This window comes from Streptomyces sp. NPDC040589, from assembly GCF_055594445.1.
In genome coordinates this window covers 1,143,494-1,166,953 of sequence record NZ_JBVIWP010000001.1, presented here as the reverse complement: position 1 = coordinate 1,166,953, position 23,460 = coordinate 1,143,494, and the positions used below count along the sequence as shown (strand labels likewise).

Annotated in this window: 27 protein-coding genes; 14 read left to right on the top strand and 13 right to left on the bottom strand. The window is 71.2% G+C overall.

Features of this window, described 5'->3' with window-relative positions; all coding sequences use genetic code 11:
• Positions 1–39: 39 nt before the first annotated feature.
• Positions 40–978 (bottom strand): DUF389 domain-containing protein, encoded by a 939-nt coding sequence (locus tag ACZ58V_RS05285; protein ID WP_471288461.1) that lies wholly within the window; start codon positions 976–978, stop codon positions 40–42.
• A gap of 32 nt (positions 979–1,010) precedes the next feature.
• Positions 1,011–1,979, bottom strand: a complete 969-nt coding sequence (coaA, locus tag ACZ58V_RS05280) for a type I pantothenate kinase (RefSeq protein WP_359887783.1) — start codon at positions 1,977–1,979, stop codon at positions 1,011–1,013.
• Positions 1,980–2,180: 201 nt separating this feature from the next.
• Here coaA and ACZ58V_RS05275 point away from each other — a divergent pair, with 201 nt between their 5' ends.
• Complete coding sequence (locus ACZ58V_RS05275) at positions 2,181–3,209, top strand: ATP-binding cassette domain-containing protein (RefSeq protein WP_471288459.1); 1,029 nt, start codon at positions 2,181–2,183, stop codon at positions 3,207–3,209.
• Positions 3,206–4,015, top strand: coding sequence for an ABC transporter permease (locus ACZ58V_RS05270; protein WP_468187007.1), 810 nt, complete (start codon positions 3,206–3,208; stop codon positions 4,013–4,015). Before ACZ58V_RS05275 ends, ACZ58V_RS05270 begins: the two co-directional genes overlap by 4 nt.
• A gap of 18 nt (positions 4,016–4,033) precedes the next feature.
• On the opposite strand, the gene ACZ58V_RS05265 is transcribed toward ACZ58V_RS05270, so the two are convergent.
• On the bottom strand, positions 4,034–4,609 hold the full coding sequence (locus tag ACZ58V_RS05265) for a hypothetical protein (protein WP_471288456.1): 576 nt from the start codon (positions 4,607–4,609) through the stop codon (positions 4,034–4,036).
• Positions 4,610–4,819: 210 nt separating this feature from the next.
• Here ACZ58V_RS05265 and glmS point away from each other — a divergent pair, with 210 nt between their 5' ends.
• Positions 4,820–6,667, top strand: coding sequence for a glutamine--fructose-6-phosphate transaminase (isomerizing) (gene glmS / locus ACZ58V_RS05260; protein WP_471288453.1), 1,848 nt, complete (start codon positions 4,820–4,822; stop codon positions 6,665–6,667).
• Positions 6,668–6,739: 72 nt separating this feature from the next.
• Here glmS and ACZ58V_RS05255 read toward each other — a convergent pair whose 3' ends face one another.
• Both ACZ58V_RS05255 and ACZ58V_RS05250 read right to left on the bottom strand, forming a co-directional pair.
• Complete coding sequence (locus tag ACZ58V_RS05255; RefSeq protein WP_471288452.1) at positions 6,740–6,967, bottom strand: hypothetical protein; 228 nt, start codon at positions 6,965–6,967, stop codon at positions 6,740–6,742.
• Between the two features lie 160 nt (positions 6,968–7,127).
• Complete coding sequence (locus ACZ58V_RS05250) at positions 7,128–7,802, bottom strand: ankyrin repeat domain-containing protein (protein WP_471288450.1); 675 nt, start codon at positions 7,800–7,802, stop codon at positions 7,128–7,130.
• Positions 7,803–7,851: 49 nt separating this feature from the next.
• Here ACZ58V_RS05250 and ACZ58V_RS05245 point away from each other — a divergent pair, with 49 nt between their 5' ends.
• Positions 7,852–8,223: a holo-ACP synthase gene (locus ACZ58V_RS05245; protein WP_189722704.1), complete on the top strand. Its 372-nt coding sequence runs from the start codon at positions 7,852–7,854 to the stop codon at positions 8,221–8,223.
• 13 nt (positions 8,224–8,236) lie between these two features.
• Here ACZ58V_RS05245 and ACZ58V_RS05240 read toward each other — a convergent pair whose 3' ends face one another.
• Positions 8,237–8,509: a hypothetical protein gene (locus ACZ58V_RS05240; RefSeq protein WP_468187017.1), complete on the bottom strand. Its 273-nt coding sequence runs from the start codon at positions 8,507–8,509 to the stop codon at positions 8,237–8,239.
• 82 nt (positions 8,510–8,591) lie between these two features.
• Here ACZ58V_RS05240 and ACZ58V_RS05235 point away from each other — a divergent pair, with 82 nt between their 5' ends.
• Positions 8,592–9,596: a BtrH N-terminal domain-containing protein gene (locus tag ACZ58V_RS05235; RefSeq protein WP_471288446.1), complete on the top strand. Its 1,005-nt coding sequence runs from the start codon at positions 8,592–8,594 to the stop codon at positions 9,594–9,596.
• Positions 9,597–9,624: 28 nt separating this feature from the next.
• On the opposite strand, the gene ACZ58V_RS05230 is transcribed toward ACZ58V_RS05235, so the two are convergent.
• On the bottom strand, positions 9,625–10,779 hold the full coding sequence (locus ACZ58V_RS05230; RefSeq protein ID WP_471288444.1) for a hypothetical protein: 1,155 nt from the start codon (positions 10,777–10,779) through the stop codon (positions 9,625–9,627).
• A gap of 253 nt (positions 10,780–11,032) precedes the next feature.
• Here ACZ58V_RS05230 and ACZ58V_RS05225 point away from each other — a divergent pair, with 253 nt between their 5' ends.
• The 5 genes from ACZ58V_RS05225 to ACZ58V_RS05205 all read left to right on the top strand — a co-directional run bounded on the left by ACZ58V_RS05225 (position 11,033) and on the right by ACZ58V_RS05205 (position 16,070).
• Positions 11,033–12,469 carry an NAD(P)H-hydrate dehydratase gene (locus tag ACZ58V_RS05225; RefSeq protein WP_471288443.1) on the top strand — a complete coding sequence of 479 codons (1,437 nt, stop codon included), beginning with the start codon at positions 11,033–11,035 and terminating at the stop codon, positions 12,467–12,469.
• A gap of 234 nt (positions 12,470–12,703) precedes the next feature.
• On the top strand, positions 12,704–13,873 hold the full coding sequence (gene alr, locus ACZ58V_RS05220; protein ID WP_468187028.1) for an alanine racemase: 1,170 nt from the start codon (positions 12,704–12,706) through the stop codon (positions 13,871–13,873).
• Positions 13,874–13,995: 122 nt separating this feature from the next.
• Positions 13,996–15,255 (top strand): alpha/beta fold hydrolase, encoded by a 1,260-nt coding sequence (locus ACZ58V_RS05215; RefSeq protein ID WP_468187031.1) that lies wholly within the window; start codon positions 13,996–13,998, stop codon positions 15,253–15,255.
• Entirely contained in the window at positions 15,224–15,742 is a 519-nt protein-coding gene (gene tsaE / locus ACZ58V_RS05210; RefSeq protein WP_184591390.1) for a tRNA (adenosine(37)-N6)-threonylcarbamoyltransferase complex ATPase subunit type 1 TsaE, read from the top strand. Before ACZ58V_RS05215 ends, tsaE begins: the two co-directional genes overlap by 32 nt.
• Before the next feature lie 160 nt (positions 15,743–15,902).
• Complete coding sequence (locus ACZ58V_RS05205) at positions 15,903–16,070, top strand: hypothetical protein (protein ID WP_468187034.1); 168 nt, start codon at positions 15,903–15,905, stop codon at positions 16,068–16,070.
• Between the two features lie 145 nt (positions 16,071–16,215).
• On the opposite strand, the gene ACZ58V_RS05200 is transcribed toward ACZ58V_RS05205, so the two are convergent.
• The 6 genes from ACZ58V_RS05200 to ACZ58V_RS05175 all read right to left on the bottom strand — a co-directional run bounded on the left by ACZ58V_RS05200 (position 16,216) and on the right by ACZ58V_RS05175 (position 20,740).
• Entirely contained in the window at positions 16,216–16,569 is a 354-nt protein-coding gene (locus ACZ58V_RS05200; RefSeq protein ID WP_468187037.1) for a MerR family transcriptional regulator, read from the bottom strand.
• Positions 16,570–17,021: 452 nt separating this feature from the next.
• Positions 17,022–17,333 (bottom strand): SCO5918 family protein, encoded by a 312-nt coding sequence (locus ACZ58V_RS05195; RefSeq protein WP_468187040.1) that lies wholly within the window; start codon positions 17,331–17,333, stop codon positions 17,022–17,024.
• 48 nt (positions 17,334–17,381) lie between these two features.
• A complete protein-coding gene (locus ACZ58V_RS05190; protein ID WP_468187043.1) occupies positions 17,382–17,615 on the bottom strand; it encodes a CBS domain-containing protein in 234 nt (77 codons plus the stop codon).
• A gap of 274 nt (positions 17,616–17,889) precedes the next feature.
• Positions 17,890–19,392, bottom strand: a complete 1,503-nt coding sequence (locus ACZ58V_RS05185; RefSeq protein WP_471288439.1) for a DEAD/DEAH box helicase — start codon at positions 19,390–19,392, stop codon at positions 17,890–17,892.
• 188 nt (positions 19,393–19,580) lie between these two features.
• Complete coding sequence (locus ACZ58V_RS05180) at positions 19,581–19,784, bottom strand: cold-shock protein (RefSeq protein ID WP_189725621.1); 204 nt, start codon at positions 19,782–19,784, stop codon at positions 19,581–19,583.
• 401 nt (positions 19,785–20,185) lie between these two features.
• Positions 20,186–20,740 carry a hypothetical protein gene (locus tag ACZ58V_RS05175; RefSeq protein WP_468187049.1) on the bottom strand — a complete coding sequence of 185 codons (555 nt, stop codon included), beginning with the start codon at positions 20,738–20,740 and terminating at the stop codon, positions 20,186–20,188.
• Between the two features lie 200 nt (positions 20,741–20,940).
• On the opposite strand from ACZ58V_RS05175, the gene tsaB reads away from it, so the two are divergent.
• Genes tsaB through ACZ58V_RS05155 form a run of 4 tightly spaced genes read left to right on the top strand, consistent with a single transcriptional unit; the run spans position 20,941 to position 23,453 of the window.
• Positions 20,941–21,594 carry a tRNA (adenosine(37)-N6)-threonylcarbamoyltransferase complex dimerization subunit type 1 TsaB gene (tsaB, locus tag ACZ58V_RS05170; RefSeq protein WP_468187052.1) on the top strand — a complete coding sequence of 218 codons (654 nt, stop codon included), beginning with the start codon at positions 20,941–20,943 and terminating at the stop codon, positions 21,592–21,594.
• Positions 21,595–21,605: 11 nt separating this feature from the next.
• Positions 21,606–22,097, top strand: a complete 492-nt coding sequence (rimI, locus tag ACZ58V_RS05165) for a ribosomal protein S18-alanine N-acetyltransferase (RefSeq protein ID WP_468188259.1) — start codon at positions 21,606–21,608, stop codon at positions 22,095–22,097.
• Entirely contained in the window at positions 22,090–23,199 is a 1,110-nt protein-coding gene (gene tsaD, locus ACZ58V_RS05160) for a tRNA (adenosine(37)-N6)-threonylcarbamoyltransferase complex transferase subunit TsaD (protein WP_468187055.1), read from the top strand. Before rimI ends, tsaD begins: the two co-directional genes overlap by 8 nt.
• A complete protein-coding gene (locus tag ACZ58V_RS05155) occupies positions 23,196–23,453 on the top strand; it encodes a hypothetical protein (protein WP_468187058.1) in 258 nt (85 codons plus the stop codon). The genes tsaD and ACZ58V_RS05155 overlap by 4 nt, the downstream gene beginning before the upstream one ends.
• The last annotated feature ends 7 nt before the right edge of the window (positions 23,454–23,460 follow it).

Sequence of the window (23,460 nt, the reverse complement as noted above, 5' to 3'; positions counted from 1 at the left end):
CGGGTTCGTTGTGGCTTGTCGCGCAGTTCCCCGCGCCCCTTAGGGCCTGTTGCTCACCTGGCGTTGTTTGGACCAGAAGTATCTCTGGGCCAGCAGCGTTGCCGTGCCGGCGACGATGATGCCCAGGAGGTTCAGCAGGAGTTGCTGGGTGGAGCCCCAGGTCTGGGTGGTGTCGCCATAGCTGAGGGCTACCGCGGCATTTGCCGCGGCCGGGACCGTGGTGACCGAGATGGCCACGCCTACCAGGGCTCCGGACTTCGCCGAGGTCAGGGAGAGGGTGCCGGCGATGCCGGCCAGGACCGCCACGACGAAGGAGAACCAGTCGGGGGCGTAGATGAAGCCGGTGTTCGGGCGATCGGCCTCCAGTTGAGCCTCGGTGAAGAGGCCCACGGCGTTCATGAAGAGGCTGAAGAGGACCGTCACCGCCATCGCCACCGCGAAGCCCACCAACAGGGCGATCAGCGAGCGCACGGCCAGGCGTGGCCGGCGCCGGACGATCGCGGTGCAGACGCCGGCGAGGGGGCCGAACTCCGGGCCCACCGCCATGGCGCCCACGATCAGGATCGCGTTGTCCAGGACCACACCGCAGGCCGCGATCATCGTGGCCAGCGTGATGAAGGCCAGGTACGTGACGGAGAGCGTCGACTCCTCGTGCGTCGCGTCACTCAGGTGCTCCCACAGGACCGCGTCCGCGCCCTCGCCCGGCGCGTCGGCCTCGGCCTTCTCGGCCCGCTCGGACAGCGACAGGTCGATGGTCTCGACGGCGATGGAGCCGGCGGTGTCGATGCCCAGTTTCCGCAGGCCGGTGAGCAGTTCATCGCCCGCCTCGCGGGCCACGTCGCACATGACGACATCCCCGGAGGGGTTGCGGGCGCTGTCCGGCAGTACGACGAGGTGGGTGGTGCCGACCGTCCTCTCGATCAGCAGCACCACTTCGTCGGTCTTCTCGGGCGGCGTGATCAGGCGCATGTGGAGCATGGCGACCATCTAACCGGCCTTTTCCCCGGGCGTCACAGCTTGCGCAGACTGAGCCGCTGCACCTTGTGGTCGGGGCCCTTGCGTACGACGAGGGTGGCCCGGCCGCGGGTGGGGGCGATGTTCTCGACCAGGTTGGGCCGGTTGATCGTGCGCCACATCGTCTGCGCGTAGTCGAGGGCCTCCTCCTCCGAGACCTGGGTGTACTTGCGGAAGTACGAGGACGGGTTCTGGAAGGCGGTCGCGCGCAGTTTGCGGAAGCGGTTGAGGTACCAGCGTTCGACGTCCTCGACGCGGGCGTCGACGTAGACGCTGAAGTCGAAGTAGTCGGCGAGGCCGACCCGGGTGCGGCCGTCCTTGCCGGGCAGGGCGGGCTGGAGGACGTTCAGGCCCTCGACGATCAGGATGTCGGGGCGGCGGACCGTGAGCTTCTGGTCCGGGACGATGTCGTAGATGAGGTGGGAGTAGACCGGGGCCGTGACCTCGTCCTTGCCGGCCTTGATGTCGGCGACGAAGCGGGTCAGGGCGCGGCGGTCGTAGGACTCGGGGAAGCCCTTCCGCGACATCAGGCCGCGGGCCTGGAGTTCCTTGGTGGGCAGCAGGAAGCCGTCGGTGGTGACCAGCTCGACGCGCGGGTGTTCCGGCCAGCGTGAGAGCAGGGCCTGGAGGAGGCGGGCGACCGTGGACTTGCCGACCGCGACCGAGCCGGCGACTCCTATGACGAACGGGGTGCCGGACTGGGAGCCCTGTTCGCCAAGGAACGTGTTCAGGGCGCCTCGGAGGCCGTCCGTGGCGCCGACGTAGAGGTTGAGGAGTCTGGACAGCGGGAGGTAGATGTCCCGCACCTCGTCGAGGTCGATGACATCGCCGAGACCGCGCAGCTTCTCGACCTCCTCGGCCGTCAGTGGCAGCGGCGTCTTGTCACGCAGCGCGCTCCACTCGGCTCGGGTGAGGTCGACGTAGGGAGTCGCCTCCGGCCGCTGCCGGTGGGCGCTCCGGGGCATCGAGGAGACCGGAGAGATCACAGTCCATTGTTACGGGCATACGAACGGACGGTGAGGTGGGATCCGTCACGCTAGGTATTCGCCTTGGTTCGCCCTTGCTTGCGCGGATAAAAACTGACACAGACGGAATGTCAGTGGCGTGCGTCACAGTTGTGGGAGGAGTGGGCCCGGTCCGGGGTTCATGAACGCCTGGGGGTACCCATGACGTATGCGATAGAGGCGGAAGGCCTGGTCAAGCGGTTCAAGGAGACCGAGGCGCTGGCCGGCGTCGACCTGGCCGCCCGCAAGGGCACGGTGCTCGGGCTGCTGGGGCCCAACGGTGCCGGGAAGACGACCGCGGTACGGATCTTCGCGACACTGCTGCGCCCGGACGGAGGCAGGGCCCGGGTGGCCGGCCACGACGTGATCCGGGAGGCCGGGGTCGTGCGCTCCCTCGTCGGGCTGACCGGGCAGTACGCGGCGGTGGACGAGAACCTGACCGGCACGGAGAACCTGCTGCTCATCGGCCGGCTGCTGGGTCTGCCGCGGCGGGAGGCGAAGGCGCGGGCGGGTGAGCTGCTGGAGCGGTTCCAGCTGACGCACGCGGCCGGGCGGGCCGCGAAGACCTTCTCGGGCGGCATGCGCCGGCGCCTGGATCTCGCGGCCAGTCTGGTGGGGCGGCCCAGCATCCTCTTCCTCGACGAGCCGACCACGGGTCTTGATCCACACAGCCGCGGTGAGCTGTGGGATCTGCTGCGCGGCCTGGTCGCGGACGGGGCGACCGCCCTGCTGACCACGCAGTATCTGAACGAGGCCGATGTGCTCGCCGACGACATCGTGGTGATCGACAAGGGCCGGGTGATCGCCGAGGGCACGCCGGACCGGCTGAAGGCGCAGGTCGGCGGGCAGGTGCTGGAGCTGCGGCCGATCGTGGGGAAGGACCTCGCGCGGGCGCACGCGCTGGTGGCCGGGGCCGCCGGACCCGAGGCCCGGATCGAGGGAGAGATGGTCACCGCCCCGGTGAAGGACCCCGAGCTGATGCCGGCCGTGGTGCGCGCGCTGGACCGGGAGGGGATCGCGGTGGGGGAGCTGGCCCTGCGCCGCTCCTCGCTCGACGAGGTCTTCCTCGCCCTGACCGGACACCGCGCCGAGCCGGGCGGGCCCGGGGGGAACGGCGGGGCTGCCGTCCATGACGACGGAGGGACCGCCCGTGACGACGACGGGCTGGAGAAGGCGGTGAGCCGGTCATGACCGCCACCACGCTGACCGCGCCGGTCACCGCGTCGGGCCGTGTGCCGCCGCTCGCCGGGATGCGGCAGACCTTCACGATGGCCTGGCGGAGTCTGGTCGCCGTCAAGCACAACCCGCTCGAACTGGTCGACTACAGCATTACGCCGATCATGTTCGTGTTCCTCTTCACCTATGTGCTGGGCGGGCAGATGGCCGGATCGCCCGAGGCATATCTGAAGTACGCGCTGCCCGGGATCATCGTGCAGAACACCCTGTTCATGACGATGTACACGGCGATGGCGCTCAACACCGACCTCACCAAGGGCGTCTTCGACCGGCTGCGCAGTCTGCCGATCGCGCGGTCCGCTCCGCTGATCGGCCGGATCACCGCGGACCTCGCCAAGCACCTCTGGGCACTGCTGCTGATGATCGGCCTCGGCCTGGCGCTCGGCTTCCGCGTCACCGGCGGATTCGGCGGGTTCCTGCTCGGGGCGCTGCTGGTGACGGTGTTCGCCGCGGCCGTGTCCTGGAGCGCGGTGCTGATCGGGATGCTGGCGGGCGACGCGGAGAAGGTGCAGGCGTTCGCCTTCACCCTCATCTTCCCGATCACCTTCACCAGCAGCGCGTTCGTCGTCGTGGACACGATGCCCGGCTGGCTGCAGGCCTGGAGTGACGTCAATCCGGTCACGCATCTGTCCGACGCGTTCCGGGGGCTGCTGCTGGGCGGGGCGGTGGCGGAGCCGGTGATGTGGTCGTTGGTGTGGGCCGCGGGGATCGCGGTGGTGTTCTATCCGTTGGCCATGCGGGCCTATCGGGCGAAGGTGTGAGGGGCTGAGGAGTGCGCGCTACACCTGCTGGTCTCCCCGCCAGGTGACCACGGTCATCGCGTCGAGTCCGCCGTTGGCGATGCCCCGGTACGTCACCGTCCGGGCCGGGCCGATCTCCAGGGCGAGACGCTTCGACGCTTCCCCTCCCTCCTGGAACAAGCGCTGCCACGCGTCGTCGTCGCCGTCCGCCATCAGCGTCGTCTCGATCTCCTTCGCCCAGCGGTGGAACACGGCCACGAGGTCATCGGGCAGGCGCAGGCCGGCGGCGGGGTCGTCCGGAGCCAAGCTTCCGAAGCCCTCCGCGTGCAGCGGGTACAGCCCGTACTCGCCTTCGACGGTGCTGGCGACCGGGTGCGGCGGCTGAGGAGGGCCGTACGAGTCGGCGGTCCAGTGGAATCGGTCGCATCCCCAGCAGGCGAACTTCTCGTTCCGGTGCCGCTCGTCCCAGAAGCGCACCGCCCACCCGGGGCCGAGGTGCCTCGCCACCAGCCCGGCGATCTCCTGCCCCTGCCTGACGTGCTTGCGCAGCGCCGGGCGGGTCGCGAAGCCGTCGACCGGGCGGTTCCGGTTCCACTCGGTCAGCTTGCGCGCCACCTCGTCAGGCAGTCCGAATGCTCTCCCTCTGGTCGTTTTCGTGTGCTGACCATGGTCGCCGACGGCTCGCCGACGAGCTCCGGAATTGTCGGATCGCAGCTAGGGTGGCTGGGAAAGTCGCCGTCGCGGCGCCCATAAGGGCCGAATAATTTCCGATTTCGGGCACGCAGAAGAGCTTTCTCGGCGATGTCGGCCCGTAGGCTGCGCTCCATGTGTGGAATCGTGGGATACGTGGGGCCGCAGTCCGCGCTCGAGGTTGTGATGGCCGGGCTGAAGCGGCTGGAGTACCGGGGGTACGACTCGGCGGGTGTCGCCGTGCTGGCCGATGGTGGGCTGGCGGCGGCGAAGAAGGCCGGGAAGTTGCTCAATCTGGAGAAGGAGCTGGACGGCAGGCCGCTGCCGACCGGCACGACGGGGATCGGGCACACCCGGTGGGCCACGCACGGCGGGCCGACGGACTCCAACGCCCACCCGCACCTCGACAACGCGGGTCGGGTCGCTGTCGTGCACAACGGCATCATCGAGAACTTCGCCCTGCTGCGGGCCGAGTTGGAGGAGCGGGGCCACGCGCTGGGCTCCGAGACGGACACCGAGGTCGTCGCGCATCTGATCGCCGAGGAGTTCTCGTCGTGCGCGGATCTCGCCGAGGCGATGCGGCTGGTCTGCCGGCGGCTGGAGGGCGCCTTCACACTGGTCGCGGTGCATGCCGACGAGCCGGACGTGGTGGTGGGCGCGCGGCGGAACTCGCCGCTGGTGGTGGGCGTCGGAGAGGGCGAGGCCTTTCTCGCCTCGGACGTCGCCGCGTTCATCGCCCACACGCGGTCGGCGATCGAGCTGGGACAGGACCAGGTGGTGGAGCTGCGCCGGGACGGCGTGACGGTGACCGGCTTCGACGGACGGCCTGCTGACGTCCGCTCGTACCACGTCGACTGGGACGCGTCGGCCGCGGAGAAGGGGGGCTATGACTACTTCATGCTCAAGGAGATCGCCGAGCAGCCCAAGGCGGTCGCCGATACGCTGCTGGGCCGGATCGACGGCTCCGGGTCGCTGACCCTGGACGAGGTGCGGATCCCCCAGGGGGTGCTGCGGGAGATCGACAAGGTCGTCATCGTCGCGTGCGGTACGGCCTTCCACGCCGGGATGATCGCCAAGTACGCCATCGAGCACTGGACGCGCATTCCGTGCGAGGTGGAGCTGGCCAGCGAGTTCCGGTACCGGGATCCGATCCTGGACGCGCAGACCCTGGTCATCGCCATCTCGCAGTCCGGCGAGACCATGGACACGCTCATGGCACTGCGCCACGCCCGCGAGCAGGGCGCCAAGGTCCTGGCCATCTGCAACACCAACGGCTCGACGATCCCGCGCGAGTCCGACGCGGTGCTGTACACGCACGCCGGGCCGGAGGTCGCGGTCGCGTCCACCAAGGCGTTCCTGACGCAGTTGGTGGCCTGCTATCTGGTCGCCCTGTATCTCGGGCAGGTGCGGGGCACCAAGTGGGGCGACGAGATCCGGGCCGTGATCCGCGACCTGTCCTCGATCGCCGGTGCGGTGGAGCAGGTCCTGGGGACGATGGAGCCGGTGCGGGAGCTGGCCCGTTCGCTCGCCTCCAAGAACACGGTGCTGTTCCTGGGGCGGCATGTCGGGTATCCCGTGGCGCTCGAGGGCGCGCTGAAGCTCAAGGAACTGGCGTACATGCACGCCGAGGGGTTCGCGGCGGGGGAGTTGAAGCACGGTCCGATCGCCCTGATCGAGGAGGACATGCCGGTGGTCGTCGTGGTGCCGTCGCCGCGAGGGCGTTCCGTGCTGTACGACAAGATCGTGTCCAACATCCAGGAGATCCGGGCGCGAGGGGCTCGGACGATCGTCGTCGCGGAGGAGGGGGACGAGACCGTGGTGCCGTACGCGGATCACCTCATCCGGATTCCCGTCACGCCGACTCTGCTGCAGCCGCTCGTCGCGACGGTGCCGCTTCAGGTGTTCGCGTGTGAGCTGGCGACGGCTCGCGGCAACGACGTGGACCAGCCTCGGAACCTGGCGAAGTCGGTGACGGTGGAGTGAGAGTGGGGGGGGCGAACGGCTGGGTTCAGTTCGCCCCCTGGGTCAGCCGGTCAGGCCGTCAGGTGCTCAGGCTCAGATGGGCAGGCAGGTCGCCGGGACCCAGCCTTCCTTGCTGGTGCTGTTGGGGCCGCCGAAGTACCACTTGTTGCTCGTCTTGCCGCAGGCCGTGTAGCTGCCACCCGTGGTGGGCTTGCGGTCGCCGAAGCAGACCCCGCCCTTCTGGCCCTTGCCCCAGGTGCCGAGAGCCGTGGCGCTCGTCTTGGGAGCGCTGCGGAGGTTGACGGTTTGCTTGGGCTTCACGTTGACCAGCGCGCTGCTGCAGTCGGGCTTCGTCGCCGCGGCGGCGGTGCCGGCGGTGGCGACGGCGCCCGTGAGGGCCGTGCCGATGAGGGCCGCAGTGGTCAGTGCGTGCCCAGGGACTGCAACTTCATGAAGGTTGCTGCCGGGAACGTGAGGGGCGTCAGTACGGGTAGTTCCAGGGCGGCGGCGGTCCGGGGCTGTACGGGAGCTTGGTCCAGCCGTCGGGGGTCACGTGGTAGAAGTCCCCGTGGTCGCCGTCCATTCGCGACCTGCCGTTCACGTGCACGGTGTCCGTGTGGAGGCGGTAGTGGAAACCGCCCATCATGCCGACCACCCGGAAGAAGATCCGCACGTCCAGCCCCTCCGTCAGGGGAGACAGCGGTGGCAGCAGGTGCTCGATCTCGTCGAAGCAGTTGCCGGTGCGCTCCCGCAGCATCGAGTGGAAGTGGTGCTCCAGCACGTCGGAGGGGGAGGGGAGCCGCCGCACCGCGACCGGCTCCAGGAGTTCCAGCAGATGCGTGTGACCCCGCTCCCGCGCGACGTCCACGGGGAGCCGTCCGTCCCGGGTGCGTCGCGTGCGCCAGGCGCCGTGCGCGATCAGCCGGGAGACGGCGGCCACACCGGCGCCGTGCCAGGCGGCCTGGTGCAGCGGGGCGAATCCACTGCGGTTCCCGGGCCGGGCGAGATTGACGTACCCGGGATTCTCCTCCAGCTCCCCGAACAGGCCGTCCCAGTCGCCGTCCCGGGCCAGGTCCGAGAACCGGTCCCGAGCCTTCAGGTACCAGTCCCCGTAGCGGTCGCGGTCGGTGAGGCCGTCCCATTCCATGCTGATCATGCTAGTCACCGCGAGCCATGCGCCGTGGCGTCACCGTAGGGTGCTGCGCATGAGCATCATCGGGGTCGGGATCGACGTCGCCGAGATCGATCGGTTCGCGGCGTCCTTGGAGCGTACGCCCGCGCTGGCCGAGCGGCTGTTCGTGGAGCGGGAGTTGCTGCTGCCCAGCGGGGAGCGGCGGGGGGTCGCCTCGCTCGCCGCGCGGTTCGCCGCCAAGGAGGCGTTGGCCAAGGCGCTCGGTGCCCCGGCCGGGCTGCTCTGGACGGACGCCGAGGTGTACGTCGAGGACAGTGGGCGGCCCCGGCTGCGGGTGACCGGGACCGTGGCCGCGCGGGCCGCCGAGCTCGGGGTGCGGTCCTGGCATGTGTCCCTGAGTCATGACGCCGGGGTGGCCTCGGCGGTCGTCATCGCGGAGGGGTGACGTGCCCGGTGGGTCAGTACATCGCCCACAGCAGGGTGACGGTGCCGATGAAGCCCGCCGCGCCCAAAGCCGTGCCCGTCGCCGCCGTCCACAGCCGGCCCGTGCCCCTGCGGGCGTAGTGGATGCCCATCGCGCCGAACGTCATGGCCAGCGCACCGGCCATCACCGTCCAGGGGATCAGGAACGCCCACGTGCCCACGGCGGAGAAGGCGCCGAGGACGAGTGCCGTGGGACCAAGGGCGGTGGCGGGTGTGTCGGTTGCCGAGGACGCGGTGGATCCGGCCATGGTCTGGCCTCCCGTCGGAGAACGACTTTTTGAACGAGTTCAAATCGTACGCCGATCGTAGCGGACCGCCAGGAGGCTCGGCATGGCCATGGTGAAAGGCATCGACACCCGCGGTGCGCAGCACTGCGAGACGACGGCACTGGGAGTGCTGCTGCGGCACGAGGGCATCGAGCTGTCCGAGCCCATGCTCTTCGGCCTCGGCTGCGGCCTGTCCTTCGTCTACTGGGACAGCAAGAACATGGACTTCCCGTTCCTCGGAGGGCGGGTCAAGCCCTTCGAGCTCACCAGGAACCTGGCCGGCAGACTCGGGCTGGGGCTCGTGGTGCGGGAGACCGGATCCGCCCGCAAGGGATGGGAGAACGTGGCGGCGGCCATCGACGCCGGCCGCCCCGTCGGGCTGCAGCTCGACAGCTACCACCTGGACTACTTCACCTCGAAGGTGCACTTCGGCGGCCATGTCGTCGCCCTGTACGGCTACGACGAGCGGGACGCCTACCTGGTGGACACCGTTCAGCAGGGCGGCGCCGTGTCCACCGGCCTGGCCGCCCTGGCCCGGGCCAGGGCCGCACGCGGGCCGATGACCGCCCGGCACCGGTCCTTCGTTCTGACCGCCCCGGAGAACCCGCCCGCCCCGCGGGACCGGATCATTCCCGCCATCACCGCCTGCGCGGACGCCTTTCTCGACCCGCCCATCGCCAACCTCGGTCACCGGGGCATCGACAAGGCCGGGAAGCTCCTGCCCGGCTGGCTCCAGCGCACCGACGCCCCCCAGCGGGACCTGCCGCAGGCCGCCCGCCTGATGGAGAAGGCAGGCACCGGTGGTGCCCTGTTCCGCAACCTCTACCGCGACTTCCTCGCCGAATGCGCCGAGTGGCTCGACAGCGGGCATCTCCGCACCGGGCACAGGCTGTACGCCGAGGCGGCCGCGCTGTGGACGGATGTCGCGGCACTGATCGCGCAAGCCGGCGAGTCGGGCGATGAGGGGTGTCTCGTGCGGGCGGGCACCGTCCTGTCCGACATCGCGCGCATCGAACGCGACGCCATGCGGGCGCTGAGCCGCCTGCGCGGTGAAGCCCCCGCCGGGTGAGGGCGAGGGCTCCGCGGACGGGCGGGCGTCAGCAGATCGACTGGCCGGTGTTCACCCGCGTGATGTTGCGGAACGTCGTGTTCTCGCCGCACGGGCTTTCCCTGATGGCCGAGTTGGTGACCGTCAGGTTCTGGACGGTGATGTCCTTGTTGTTCGGGAACTCCGAGCGGGCGGCCAGGCGCAGTTCGCCGCCGCTCGTGATCGTGCCGCTCTGGGCCGCCAGATTGACGTTGTAGCAGTTCTCGATCAGGACCGAGTTGTTGCCGGTGTGGGAGAGCGTCACCTTGTTGATCGTCGCCCCGCCGCTCTCCGAGACGCAGAACACGCCGCGTCCGCCGCCCCGGGCGATGACCTCGCCGACGCGGATGTTGGTGGGGTAGCCACTGCCGACCCGGCCGTTGCGGTTGGCCATGCGGAAGGCGGCGTAGCCGGTGCCGGTGCCGGCGTTCTCCGCGTCGACCTTGGTGACGTTGGCGTTGACCGTCTGGTTGAGCAGCAGGCCGGACTCTCCCACGTCGCGGGCGGTGACCGTGCCGACGGTGAGGCCGTCGACGCCGTAGGTCTCGACCGCGTGGCTGGACGCGCCGGAGACATAGACGTTGTCGATGCGGACGTTGCGCGTCCACTGGCTGGTGTCGCCGCGGTTGTCGATACGGACGCCCAGGCCGCGGGAGAGGCGCATGTCGATCTGGCCGAGCACCACGTTCTGGACGCTGCGCAGGAAGATGCCGTAGAGCGGGGTGCCGGTGAGCTTGAGGTTCTGCACCTCGATGTCGCGTGTGCCGCGGGAGTAGACCGGCGCCTGGTCGCCCGAGCCGCTGCCGGTGACGTTGATCGTGCCGCAGACGTCGAGCGCGGTGTAGCTGGGGAGCGAGATGCGGGAACCCGCCGGGATCGAGCCCGAGCCGCGGACCACGACCCGCTCCTTCGAAGTCCGGCCCGAGGTGAGGCTGTTGACGGCTGCCTGGACGGCGGCACGCATGTCGGTGCCGGTGTAGACCGTGCTGCCGCCGCGCCGGGCGGTCCAGTCGGCGCCGTTCTGCACGGCCTCCGCCTGGAAGGAGCCGTCACCGCAGGCCGTCGCTCGCGTGGGGGCGGCGGTGGCGGGAGCGGTCAGGGTGCCGGCGGCGGTGAGGAGAGCGGTGGCACCGGCGGCGGCGAGGAAGGCGGATCTGCGTCCCATGAGGGCCTCGGTTTCGTCGGACGTGGGGGGTGTGCAAGCGCTTTCTGCGCCTGCGGCCGGTGAGTCTGGCAAAGGGTCGGTAAAGCGTCAATGGGTGTGGCGGAACGCCGAGTTGGGCGGGTGCGGCAGGGTTCCGGGGTGCGCGGGATACGCCACGGCTCGCGGTCGTGGGAGGCACGCGACGGTTCGCCGTCGCGCGAGTTGCGCGAGTTGCGCGGGAATGGCCGGGCGGTCGTACGGGAAACTCGACCGCATGCGGAGTGCCTACAGCGTGGAGACGGTCAGGACCGCCGAACGGGAGCTGATGGCGCGGCTGCCGGAGGGGGCGCTGATGCAACGCGCCGCCGCCGGACTCGCCGCCGCCTGCGCCGACCTGCTCGGGCGGGTGTACGGCAGCCGGGTCGTGCTGCTGGTCGGCAGCGGCGACAACGGCGGTGACGCGCTGTACGCCGGCGCCCGGCTGGCCCGGCGCGGGGCCGGTGTCACCGCCGTGCTGCTCACGCCGGAGCGTGCGCATGCGGCGGGGCTCGCGGCGTTGCGGCGGGCCGGAGGGCGGGTCGCAGAAGCCGGTGGCGGTGGCGTCGAGGAGTTGATCGAGCGGGCGGACCTCGTCCTCGACGGCATCGTCGGGATCGGCGGGAAGGGCGGGCTGCGGCCGGACGCCGTGCCGCTGGCCGCAGCCGCCGGGCGGGCACGGGGCGCCGTGGTCGCCGTCGATCTGCCGAGCGGGGTCGACGTCGACACCGGGCAGGTGCGCGGCGTCGCGGTCCGGGCCGATCTGACGGTGACGTTCGGGACGCACAAGCCGGGCCTGCTGATCGACCCGGCGCGGGAGTACGCGGGGTCGGTGCGGCTGGTCGACATCGGCCTGGAGCTTCCGGTCGAGCCGGAGCTGGAGGCGTTGCAGCACGCGGACGTGGCGCGGCTGCTGCCGGTGCCCCGGGCCGAGAGCGACAAGTACCGGCGGGGTGTCGTCGGGATCGCCGCCGGGTCCGCGCGCTACCCGGGCGCCGCCGTACTCGCCGTGTCGGGGGCGTTGCGGGGCGGGGCCGGGGCGGTGCGCTACGTCGGGCCGGCCGGGGACGCCGTCATCGCGCGGTTTCCCGAGACGCTCGTGTCGGACCGGGGGCCGAAGCACGCCGGGCGGGTGCAGGCGTGGGTCGTCGGGCCGGGGGCCGGGGACGACGCGGCGACGGTGGGGGAGGGGCTGGCGGCCGACGTGCCGGTGCTGATCGACGCGGACGGGTTGCGGCTGGCCGACGCGGAGGTCGTACGGGGGCGGAGGGCGCCGACGCTGATGACGCCGCATGCCGGTGAGGCGGCGGCGCTGCTCGGCGTGGAGCGCGGGGAGGTCGAAGGGGCCCGGCTGGCGGCGGTGCGGGAGCTGGCGGGGCGGTACGGGGCGACCGTGCTGCTGAAGGGGTCCACGACGCTGGTCGCCGACTCGGGGGGCGGGGCGGTGAGGGTGAATCCGACGGGGACGTCCTGGCTGGCCACGGCCGGGAGCGGGGATGTGCTGTCCGGGCTGGCGGGGTCGTTGCTGGCGGCGGGCCTGTGCGCGGTGGACGCCGGGAGTGTGGGGGCGTATGTGCACGGGCTCGCCGGGAGGCTGGCGGCGGACGGGGCGCCGGTGGGGGCGCATGATGTGGCGGATGCGGTTCCGGTGGCGTGGCGGAATGTTCTTGGGTGAGGGAGTGGGTGCGGTGGGGGCCACGGGGCGGGGTGCCCTCGCTTCGGCCTGGACGGCCTCGTCCTCGAGCGCCGGACGGGCTGAAGTCTGGACGGCCTCGTCCTCGAGCGCCGGACGGGCTGAGATCTGGACGGCCTCGTTGAGCGCCGGACGGGCTGAAAGCGGGCCGGTGGTTCGGGGACCGGCGGGGCCGCTGCCCCGGCAGTGTCGGGCCGCTCTGAGACACTGTTCGCGATGAGCGAGACAACAGCCCCGCGGACCGCGCCCCTGCGGGCCCGCGCCGAGATCGATCTGGCCGCGCTGCGGGCCAATGTGCGGGTCCTGCGTGCCCACGCGCCGGGCGCGGCCCTGATGGCCGTGGTGAAGTCCGAGGCGTACGGCCACGGGGCTGTGCCGTGCGCCCGCGCCGCCGTCGCCGCGGGGGCGGACTGGCTGGGCACCGCCACGCCCGAGGAGGCCCTCGCCCTGCGGGCCGCCGGGCTGCCGGGCCGCATCATGTGCTGGCTGTGGACGCCCGGCGGGCCCTGGCGCGAGGCGATCGAGGCCGACCTCGACGTGTCCGTCAGCGCGATGTGGGCCCTGGACGAGGTCACCGCGGCGGCCCGGCTCGCCGGCCGGCCCGCGCGGGTACAGCTCAAGGCCGACACCGGGCTCGGGCGGAACGGCTGCCAGCCCGGTGACGACTGGACTCAGCTGGTCGGCGGGGCCCTGCGCGCCGAGGCCGAGGGACTCCTGCGCGTCACGGGGCTCTGGTCGCACTTCGCCTGTGCCGACGAGCCCGGCCATCCCTCCATCGCCGCCCAGCTCACCCTCTTCCGGGAGATGGTCGCGTACGCCGAGGAGCGGGGCGCCCGGCCCGAGGTCCGGCACATCGCCAACTCGCCGGCCACGCTCACGCTCCCCGAGAGCCACTTCGACCTGGTCCGCACCGGCATCGCCACCTACGGCATCTCGCCCAGCCCCGAGCTCGGCACTTCGGCCGACTTCGGGCTGCGCCCCGTGATGACGCTGTCCGCCTCGCTCGCCCTGGTCAAGCACGTACCGGGCGGACACGGGGTCAGCTACGGCCACCGGTACGTGACCCCCGGCGAGACCACCCTCGGCCTCGTCCCGCTGGGCTACGCGGACGGCATCCCACGGCACGCCTCCTCGGCCGGACCGGTCCTGGTCGAGGGCAAGTGGCGCACGATCGCGGGACGGGTCGCCATGGACCAGTTCGTGGTGGACCTGGGCGGCGACGAGCCCGCGGCGGGCGCCGAGGCGGTGCTCTTCGGGCCCGGGGACCGCGGTGAGCCCACCGCCGAGGACTGGGCCCAGGCGTCCGGAACCATCGCCTACGAGATCGTGACGCGGATCGGAACGCGCGTTCCTCGCGTCTATGTGAATGAGGAACAGGACGGGTAACTCGCACAGGGAGCCGTCACGCGAGAAACAACAGGCACCCTGACAACAGTGGCACCAACGGCACCACCCGGCCGTCCCATGACAACGAACCTGATCAGCACCCCGGGGAAGAGGAGCGGTACGTGAGCGAGAGCAGTGCGGAGGCCGTCGCGAACGCCGCCTCCGCGGCCGTCGCGGCCTCCGCCGCGGGGGCCGCGGGAGGCTGGCGCCGGGCGACCGGCATCGCCGGCGTCGCGATAGGCGTGGTGGCCGCGGGCGCGGCCGCCGGTGTCGCCCTGGAGCGGATGACGGTCGGCCGGGGCATGCGCCAGAAGGCCCGGCTCGCCCTGGACTCGGCGGGACCCTACGGCTCGCTGCGCGGCATGCCCGGCAAGGCGTTCGCCGACGACGGTACGGAGCTGTACTACGAGGTCGACGACATCGACCCGGAGGCAGCGCCCGCCGCCATCGGCCCGCGCCGCCGGCGGCTCTTCGGCCGCAAGGCACCGGCTCCCGTCACGGTCGTCTTCAGCCACGGTTACTGCCTCAGCCAGGACTCCTGGCACTTCCAGCGGGCCGCGCTGCGGGGCGTCGTACGGACCGTGCACTGGGACCAGCGCAGTCACGGCCGGTCCGCGCGGGGCGTGGCGCAGGCGCGGGACGACGAGCCGGTCACCATCGAGCAGCTGGGCCGCGACCTCAAGGCCGTCATCGACGCGGCCGCCCCCGAGGGTCCGATCGTGCTGGTCGGCCACTCGATGGGCGGCATGACGGTGATGGCGCTGGCCGACCAGTACCCCGAGCTGATCAGCGAGCGGGTCGTCGGGGTCGCCTTCGTGGGGACGTCGTCGGGGCGGCTCGGCGAGGTCAACTACGGGCTCCCGGTCGCCGGCGTCAACGCGGTGCGGCGGGTGCTGCCCGGCGTGCTGAAGGCGCTGGGACAGCGGGCCGACCTGGTGGAGAAGGGGCGCCGGGCCACCGCCGACCTGTTCGCCGGGATCATCAAGCGGTACTCCTTCGCGTCCCGGGACGTCGATCCGGCCGTCGCCCGGTTCGCCGAGCGGATGATCGAGAGCACGCCGATCGACGTGGTCGCCGAGTACTACCCGGCGTTCAACGACCACGACAAGACCGAGGCGCTCGGGTGCTTCGCCGACATGCCGGTCCTCGTCCTGGCCGGGGTGCAGGATCTGGTCACGCCCAGTGAGCACAGCGAGGCCATCGCCGATCTGCTGTCGGACGCCGAGCTGGTGCTGGTGCCGGACGCGGGGCATCTGGTGATGCTGGAGCACCCGGAGGTGGTCACCGACCGCCTCGCCGACCTGCTCACCCGCACGGGCGCCGTGCCCGCAGGGGCTACCGTGAAGGGCTATGGAAGCACCAGCACCGCACAGCCCGGCTGAGCCCGGATCCGTCCAGATCGTCGTCACGTCCCCCGAGCAGATGCGGGAGCTGGGCCGCCGGCTCGCGAAACTGCTGCGCGCGGGTGACCTGGTGATGCTCAGCGGAGAGCTCGGGGCGGGCAAGACCACACTGACCCGTGGGCTGGGGGAGGGGCTCGGCGTGCGCGGGGCCGTCACCTCGCCGACCTTCGTGATCGCCCGGGTGCATCCCTCGCTGGGCGACGGGCCGCCGCTGGTCCATGTCGACGCCTACCGGCTCTCCGGCGGGCTCGACGAGATGGAGGACCTCGACCTCGATGTCTCGCTGCCCGAGTCCGTGATGGTCGTGGAGTGGGGCGAGGGCAAGGTCGAGGAACTGACCGAGGACCGGCTCCAGGTCGTCATCCACCGCGCGGTGGGCGACACGACCGACGAGGTCCGGCAGATGACGATCACCGGTGTGGGCGAACGCTGGGCGTCGGCGGACCTGAGCGTGCTCGCCGCGTGAGTTCGTGAGCCGCGTACGTCGCGGTGTGCGGTCTTTTGATGAACGTTCCGACAAGACGTCGGCAAGATGTTGCGTTCGGCGTCTTGTGCGTGGTCACATGGTATCCAGTCCGTGGTTAGGTGAACCTAACTTCGTTGCCCCGGCCCTTCGGGAGGCGTCCATGTCGGCTACAGAGAGCAAGGGGCAGCCGCAGCCGTTCGCGGTCGCCGGGGTGTCCATGCGTGATCTGCTGGCGGCCGGCGAGGCGGCGGCCCTGGTCTCCACGCCCCCGCGCGCTCCCGAGCCGGAGTTCTCGGAGCGGGCCCCGGTGCACCGCGAAGCGGCTTGAGTCTTGACCGTGGGTTTGATGGACCCGGCACCGCCGGTGACCAGTACGCGCGTACGGCCACCGTGCGACTCGTCGCACAGCCGGGCCATGGGCGGCTCGCGGGACACTGACACGCGGCGCGCGACCTGCTGTCCCAGGCGGGTGCTCAGCCGGGATCGGGAGCGGAGCCGCCGGGCGCTTCATGCCCGGCGCGGCGGCGGTACTCGGCGTTGATGCGCTGAGCTTCCTCGAGCTGGTCCTCGAGGATGACGATGCGGCAAGCGGCGTCGATGGGGGTGCCTCGGTCGACGAGCTCGCGGGCGCGCGCCGCGATCCGCAGCTGGTAGCGGGAGTACCGGCGGTGTCCGCCCTCCGAGCGCAGCGGAGTGATCAGCCGGGCCTCACCGATGGCTCGGAGGAAGGCCGGGGTGGCGCCGAGCATCTCGGCGGCCCGCCCCATCGTGTACGCGGGGTAGTCGTCGTCGTCCAGACGATTACTGAGTGGGGTATCTGCTGTCATGTCACCTCGATGTGCAACGCGTCGAGGGGCCCTGGTGCCGTACGGCACCAGGGCCCCGAAGGAAATTCAACACCATCTGTCGGCCCTCATGCGGTGCCGACCTTCTGTTTTCCGCTACCGGCCCTGCGGGAGGGGGGTGCGGGGATCGCGGTGCGTGACCGGGGACCACCTTCCAATCCGGGGTCTTGCGGTACCCGGGCCGAGTGCTTCACGGGCCGGGCGATCCTGATGGCGTCTGCTCCTCCGTTCCTTCCGGGTTTTGCTCGATCTCGTCTACGAGAAGAATGCTAACCATGCCAGAGCTCAATGTCTACTCTGGCAAGAGTAGATTTTGGCTCTCCTGGAGCGCAGACAGCCTGTGGCCGATGGGCGGTGAGACGGCGATGAGGGCCCTGCCGACGCGCGTCGGCAGGGCCCTCATCGGGATCTTGGTGGCGGTTACCCGCCCTTCCTCATACCTCCAGGGGCGGGGCGCCGAGCAGTGCCGACGCCGTCTGCAGCGGAGTGGGGACCTGCGCGGACGCGGTCTTGACCTGGTCGTGGCAGGTGAAGCCGAGCCGGGTCATGGCCCGGATGACCTCGCCGCTGGTGAAGTCGCGGCGGTCCTGCCGGGTGATGACCTCGCCGACCTGTTTGACGGGGTAGCGGCGGCGGCCGATGGCCACGGACTCGGCCGTGACGAGCTCGGGTGTGACGCCCTTCATCGAGGTCAGCACTCCGCTCTTGGTCAGGTCGAACGGGTACCGGGCGATGACACAGCGCATGAGGCCCCCACGGGGAGAAGGAGAACGGGCTGATCGGGCCGAGGCGGATCAGTGGGCGAGGGTGAGGACGACGTCCCGTAGACGGATCCGGTCCGTGTACGTGGCACTGCCGCGGTGAACGGCGAGTTCGGCCCGGGTGACCGAGCCCGTGCACTGGTCGTCCGCGTCGCACAGGAGGAGGTACTCGACCCGGGCACCGGCCATGACGGACAGCGCGACCTCCACGGTCATGTCGTCCCGGACCCGGGGGCCGGACGCGGCCATGTCGTCGGCCAGGGCCATGGGGGAAGGAACCGCCTGGTGTCGCCGTGCCTGAACCGGTGTCAACGCTGCCTCCTCGGAGATGGGTGAGCTCTTGATCGACGCGCCCTAGGGCCTGTCGTTTGGATCAGGTCGCAGGGAATCGGCGGCACCTTGTCAGCGCCGGTGAGCGGGGCCTGGTGCGTGCAGTTGCAAGGCGGAGGAGGGAGTCGATGCGGAGCATCGGCGAGTGACGACAACGCGGCAGATGCGCGTGCCAGGCCCCGCGTCTGCGGCGTGATCCAAACGACAGGTCCTAGGCCGTCGGGTCGAAGGCGGACCGCTGTGGCCTGCGCCGTCCCGCTCGCCCGGTGGCGCGCCCCTGGGCGGGACGGTCGTGGCGGCCTCGGGACGAGGCGGCCGCGGAAGACGCGGCGCGGCGGGGGCGGGGCACGGCCGGCGGGGTGATGACGACGGGAACACCGGAAGGGGCCTGGGCGCCTGTGATGCGGCTCAGTTCCGCTTCGCCCGAACGTACCGCGGTGATCCGGGGGGTGATGGCGGCCGAAGCCATCAGCCGGCTCATGCCGCGGCGCTGGCCGGGCGTCACGAGGGTGACGACGCTGCCGGACTCGCCGGCGCGGGCGGTACGGCCGCCGCGGTGCAGGTAGTCCTTGTGGTCGCTCGGCGGATCCACGTTGACGACCAGATCGAGGTGGTCGACGTGGATACCGCGGGCCGCGACGTTGGTCGCCACCAGGACCGTCACATGTCCGGTCTTGAACTGGGCGAGGGTCCGGGTGCGCTGGGGCTGGGACTTGCCACCGTGCAGCGCCGCGGCGCGGACGCCGCTGTTCAGCAGATGGGTGGTCAGCCGGTCCACGGCGTGCTTGGTGTCCAGGAACATGATCACCCGGCCGTCTCGCGCCGCGATCTCGGTGGTCGTCCGGAACTTGTCCGCTTCGTGCACGTGGAGCACGTGGTGCTCCATCGTGGTGACAGCGCCCGCGGACGGGTCGACGGAGTGGACCACCGGATCCGCCAGGTAGCGGCGGACCAGCAGGTCGACGTTGCGGTCCAGGGTGGCCGAGAAGAGCATCCGCTGCCCTTCGGGACGCACCTGGTCGAGCAGGGCGGTGACCTGGGGCATGAATCCCATGTCGGCCATCTGGTCGGCCTCGTCGAGGACGGTGATGCCGATGTCGTCCAGTCGGCAGTCACCACGATCGATGAGGTCCTTGAGCCGTCCCGGCGTCGCGACGACGATCTCCGCCCCGGCCCGTAGCGCACCGGCCTGGCGGCCGATGGACATCCCGCCGACCACGGTCGCCAGCCGCAGCCGCACGGAACGGGCGTACGGGGTGAGCGCGTCGGTCACCTGCTGGGCCAGCTCGCGGGTGGGGACGAGGATCAGGGCGAGCGGCTGTCGTGGCGCCGCGCGCCGGCCCGCCGTGCGGGCCAGCACCGCGAGGCCGAAGGCGAGGGTCTTGCCCGACCCGGTACGGCCGCGGCCGAGCACGTCACGTCCGGCGAGGGAGTTCGGCAGGGTCGCCCCCTGGATGGGGAACGGTACGGTCACGCCCTCCTGGCCGAGCGCGGTCAGCAGCGGCGCCGGCAGGGCGAGGTCGGCGAACGACTCGACGGCGGGCAGCGCGGGCGTGATCGTCTTCGGCAGTGCGAACTCGCCCTGGCGTGCGGCCGGTCGACGCTCGTAGCCGTTGGAACGCCGCGGCGCTCCCGAGCGCTGGGCGGCAGCACCCCGGGAGCGGTCATAGGTGCGCGTCGTACGGGTCGTGCGGTCGGTGCGTGCGCGGTTCAAGCGGAACCTTCCTCGATGTGGGCACTGAGGCACGTAGCAAGGAATTTCCGCAGCAAAGTGAACGGCGCAGAGAATCGCGAGAACGAGCCGGAGATGACGGGCGGCAATCGGCGCCCTGAAATGCGGCGAGCTGGGGCCCGCACCCCAAGGTGCGGGCCCCAGCTGCGAAGTATGCGTTGCCGCCGGTGTCAGGCGGGAACGATGTTCTCGGCCGTCGGGCCCTTCTGGCCCTGCGCGATGTCGAACGACACCTTCTGGCCTTCCTGGAGCTCACGGAAGCCCTGGGTGGCGATGTTCGAGTAGTGGGCGAAGACGTCGGCGCCGCCACCGTCCTGCTCGATGAAGCCGAAGCCCTTTTCCGCGTTGAACCACTTCACGGTGCCAGTAGCCATGTCATTTCTCCTTCGGAGACGATGTTCGGAATTCGCCCTGTGCGGATTCCGCGTCGCCGTGTTGATATACCGTCGGAAAATGAACCTTCTGGCAACCACACCTGCAACTGAGATCGACGTTAGCACGGTGCGATGGGCTCTGTGCGGTCGATAATTCCGATCCGGTCTGCGGTCGAGGAATACTCGCAGCGGACCGCAGCTATTTCTCACGTCACGGAAACAGATATTGGTTCCGTACGGGTGCAGTGTTCCTGCCGATCACTTCCGGCGCAGCGCCATGACCTCCGTCGATGAGCCGTGCGCCGCTCCCGTCGTCATGGCCGGACGGGGTGAGGGCGAGCGCGCTGAGACCCCGCTGTCGCGACTTAGGTCACATCGCTCTGTCCTGTGCGGTCACCGCATCAGCGGACCACGACGACCCTGCGGCCGATCGTCGCGAACGTCCACATCGCGTCGCCGTTCACGCGGGACTCGCGGATGCCGCCCGTGCGGACCTTCGGGTCGGGGGTGGCGGTCGAGCCGGGCACGGCCGCGCTGAAGCCGATGACCACGCCGTCCACGCTGGTGAAACGCACGACGTGCTCGACGGGGATGCCGTCGGAGCCGGTGATCGCGTTGGAGCGGGACGTCACCGAGTAGCTGCCCGGGGCCGGATCCACCGCGCTCGGGTCGACCTCGAACGTGCGCGTGACCACCTCGTCCGTGCCGACCAGCCACACCCGGTCGCTCCCCAGGGAGTACACGACCCGGGCGCCCTGGCCGGAGCCGCCGGGCAGCGCGGAAGGGTCCTTCTTGGGCTGGGGCGCCTTCGAGGCACCGGCCTTCGGCGAGGCGCCCGCCTGCGGCCTGCCCAGACCGGCCGGGACGGTCGCCGACGCCTGGTAGGCCAGGTAGCCGACCGCCGTGAGGGCCGCGGCGGTGAGCCCGGCCACGATTCCCGAGCTGCTGACTGCCACCGGCGGCCACCTCCGCGTCGTACGTCCCTGCCGTGACGGTAGGTGACGCTAGCAGCAGGTGACGGCCCGGCAGGTGCGGCTCCGCCGGGCCGGGAGCCCGTGTCGAACGTCCTGCGTGCCCCGCGATGCCGGGCACGCGCACCGCTCGACGGACGGATGGCAAGGCGTCCGGCACCGGCCCGGAGCCGTAGGCTGTTTGCGTGCTCTTGCTCGCTCTGGATACCGCCACACCCGCCGTCACCGTCGCGCTGCACGACGGCCGCGACGTCATCGCCTCGTCGAGTCAGGTGGACGCGCGGCGGCACGGGGAACTGTTGCTGCCGGCGATCGACCGGGTGCTCGCCGAGGCCGGTCTGAAGCTGGACGCCGTCACCGGGATCGTCGCCGGCATCGGTCCGGGCCCGTACACCGGGCTGCGCGTCGGGCTGATGACCGCCGAGACCTTCGGGCTGGCGCTCGGCGTCCCCGTGCACGGCGTGTGCACGCTGGACGGCCTCGCCTTCGCCGCCGACCTGGAGGGCCCGTTCGTCGTGGCGACCGACGCCCGCCGCAAGGAGGTGTACTGGGCGCGCTACGCCGACTCCCGCACCCGCCTCACCGACCCGGCCGTCGACCGGCCCGCCGACATCGCCGAGCAGGTCCAGGGCCTGCCCGCGGTCGGCGCGGGCGCGCTGCTCTACCCGGACACCTTCCCCAAGGCGCACGAGCCCGAGCACGTGTCCGCCGCCGCCCTCGCCCGGCTGGCCGCCGAGAAGCTGGCGGCGGGCGAGGAGTTCCCCGCGCCCCGGCCGCTGTATCTGCGCCGCCCGGATGCCCAGGTCCCCAAGAACTACAAGGTGGTCACCCCCAAGTGACCGAACCCGTGATGTGTGCGCTGCGTGAGATGCGCTGGTGGGACATCGACCCCGTGCTCGAACTGGAACGGGACCTGTTTCCCGAGGACGCCTGGTCGCGCGGCATGTTCTGGTCCGAACTGGCCCACGCCCGCGGGCCGGAGGCGACCCGGCGGTACGTGGTCGCCGAGGACGGTGGCCGGATCACCGGGTACGCCGGACTCGTCGCCACCGGTGAGCAGGCCGACGTCCAGACCATCGCCGTCGCCCGGGACCTGTGGGGCACCGGCCTCGGCGGGCTGCTGCTGGCCGAGCTGCTGCGCGCGGCGACCACCTTCGAGTGCGCCGAGGTGATGCTGGAGTGCCGCGTCGACAACGTCCGCGCGCAGAAGCTCTACGAGCGCTTCGGCTTCGAGCCCATCGGCTTCCGGCGCGGCTACTACCAGCCCGGGAACGTGGACGCCCTGGTGATGCGCCTCACCGACCCTTCAACTTCCGTACAAGGAACCGAGATCAATGGCTGACGAACCGCTCGTCCTCGGCATCGAGACCTCCTGCGACGAGACCGGCGTCGGCATCGTCCGCGGCACCACCCTGCTGGCCGACGCCATCGCCTCCAGCGTCGACGAGCACGCCCGCTTCGGCGGCGTCGTCCCGGAGGTCGCGAGCCGTGCCCACCTGGAGGCGATGGTCCCCACCATCGACCGCGCGCTGAAGGAAGCGGGCGTCAGCGCCCGCGACCTCGACGGCATCGCCGTCACGGCCGGTCCCGGACTCGCCGGTGCCCTGCTGGTCGGCGTCTCGGCCGCCAAGGCCTACGCGTACGCGCTCGGCAAGCCCCTGTACGGCGTCAACCACCTCGCCTCGCACATCTGCGTGGACCAGCTGGAGCACGGTCCGCTGCCCGAGCCGACCATGGCGCTGCTGGTCTCCGGCGGCCACTCCTCGCTGCTGCTGTCCTCGGACATCACCTCCGACGTCCGCCCGATGGGCGCGACCATCGACGACGCGGCCGGCGAGGCCTTCGACAAGATCGCGCGCGTGCTGAACCTGGGCTTCCCGGGCGGGCCGGTCATCGACCGCTACGCGCGCGAGGGCGACCCGAACGCGATCGCGTTCCCGCGCGGCCTGACCGGCCCGCGCGATCCGGCCTACGACTTCTCCTTCTCGGGGCTGAAGACGGCCGTGGCCCGCTGGATCGAGGCCAAGCGGGCGGTGGGGGAGGAGGTCCCGGTGCGGGACGTCTCGGCCTCCTTCCAGGAGGCGGTCGTGGACGTGCTGACCCGCAAGGCCGTCCGGGCCTGCAAGGACGAGGGCGTCGGCCACCTGATGATCGGCGGCGGTGTCGCCGCCAACTCCCGGCTGCGCGCCCTGGCCCAGGAGCGCTGCGAGGCCGCCGGGATCCGGCTGCGGGTGCCGCGGCCCAAGCTGTGCACGGACAACGGCGCGATGGTCGCCGCGCTCGGCGCCGAGATGGTCGCCCGGAACCGGGCCGCGTCGAGCTGGGACCTGCCGGCCGACTCCTCACTGCCGGTGACGGAGCCTCATGTGCCGGGCACACACCACCACCATGACCACGGCCACGACCATGTGCACGAGGTCAGCAAGGAGAACCTCTACCCGTGACGGTCGCCCTGATGTGGGAGGCGCGGGCCGTGCCCGGGCGCGGCGAGGAGCTGCTGGCCTGGGCACGCGCCCAGGAGCTGCCCCGCGAGCCGCTGCGCCGGGAGACCCTGCGCGCTCCCCAGGACCGGGTCCTCGTCCTCACCTGGTGGGACGCCCCGTACGACGCCCAGCTGCCGGAACTGCCGGAGCCGGACGGGGAGTTGGTGACCCGGGCGGTGCACCGGTGGCGGTTCGAGTCGGTCGCCGTCGGCTGACCGGGCC

Coding starts and splice junctions, on each gene's coding strand:
- ACZ58V_RS05285 (WP_471288461.1), bottom strand. CDS start 978: ATGCTCCACATGCGCCTGATCACGCCGCCCGAGAAGACCGACGAAGTG.
- ACZ58V_RS05230 (WP_471288444.1), bottom strand. CDS start 10,779: ATGGGACGCAGATCCGCCTTCCTCGCCGCCGCCGGTGCCACCGCTCTC.
- ACZ58V_RS05235 (WP_471288446.1), top strand. CDS start 8,592: ATGGCCATGGTGAAAGGCATCGACACCCGCGGTGCGCAGCACTGCGAG.
- ACZ58V_RS05245 (WP_189722704.1), top strand. CDS start 7,852: ATGAGCATCATCGGGGTCGGGATCGACGTCGCCGAGATCGATCGGTTC.
- ACZ58V_RS05190 (WP_468187043.1), bottom strand. CDS start 17,615: ATGGCCCTGGCCGACGACATGGCCGCGTCCGGCCCCCGGGTCCGGGAC.
- ACZ58V_RS05275 (WP_471288459.1), top strand. CDS start 2,181: ATGACGTATGCGATAGAGGCGGAAGGCCTGGTCAAGCGGTTCAAGGAG.
- ACZ58V_RS05180 (WP_189725621.1), bottom strand. CDS start 19,784: ATGGCTACTGGCACCGTGAAGTGGTTCAACGCGGAAAAGGGCTTCGGC.
- alr (WP_468187028.1), top strand. CDS start 12,704: ATGAGCGAGACAACAGCCCCGCGGACCGCGCCCCTGCGGGCCCGCGCC.
- ACZ58V_RS05195 (WP_468187040.1), bottom strand. CDS start 17,333: ATGCGCTGTGTCATCGCCCGGTACCCGTTCGACCTGACCAAGAGCGGA.
- ACZ58V_RS05200 (WP_468187037.1), bottom strand. CDS start 16,569: ATGACAGCAGATACCCCACTCAGTAATCGTCTGGACGACGACGACTAC.
- tsaE (WP_184591390.1), top strand. CDS start 15,224: ATGGAAGCACCAGCACCGCACAGCCCGGCTGAGCCCGGATCCGTCCAG.
- ACZ58V_RS05240 (WP_468187017.1), bottom strand. CDS start 8,509: ATGGCCGGATCCACCGCGTCCTCGGCAACCGACACACCCGCCACCGCC.
- glmS (WP_471288453.1), top strand. CDS start 4,820: ATGTGTGGAATCGTGGGATACGTGGGGCCGCAGTCCGCGCTCGAGGTT.
- ACZ58V_RS05250 (WP_471288450.1), bottom strand. CDS start 7,802: ATGATCAGCATGGAATGGGACGGCCTCACCGACCGCGACCGCTACGGG.
- tsaD (WP_468187055.1), top strand. CDS start 22,090: ATGGCTGACGAACCGCTCGTCCTCGGCATCGAGACCTCCTGCGACGAG.
- coaA (WP_359887783.1), bottom strand. CDS start 1,979: ATGCCCCGGAGCGCCCACCGGCAGCGGCCGGAGGCGACTCCCTACGTC.
- ACZ58V_RS05225 (WP_471288443.1), top strand. CDS start 11,033: ATGCGGAGTGCCTACAGCGTGGAGACGGTCAGGACCGCCGAACGGGAG.
- ACZ58V_RS05205 (WP_468187034.1), top strand. CDS start 15,903: ATGTCGGCTACAGAGAGCAAGGGGCAGCCGCAGCCGTTCGCGGTCGCC.
- ACZ58V_RS05270 (WP_468187007.1), top strand. CDS start 3,206: ATGACCGCCACCACGCTGACCGCGCCGGTCACCGCGTCGGGCCGTGTG.
- rimI (WP_468188259.1), top strand. CDS start 21,606: ATGTGTGCGCTGCGTGAGATGCGCTGGTGGGACATCGACCCCGTGCTC.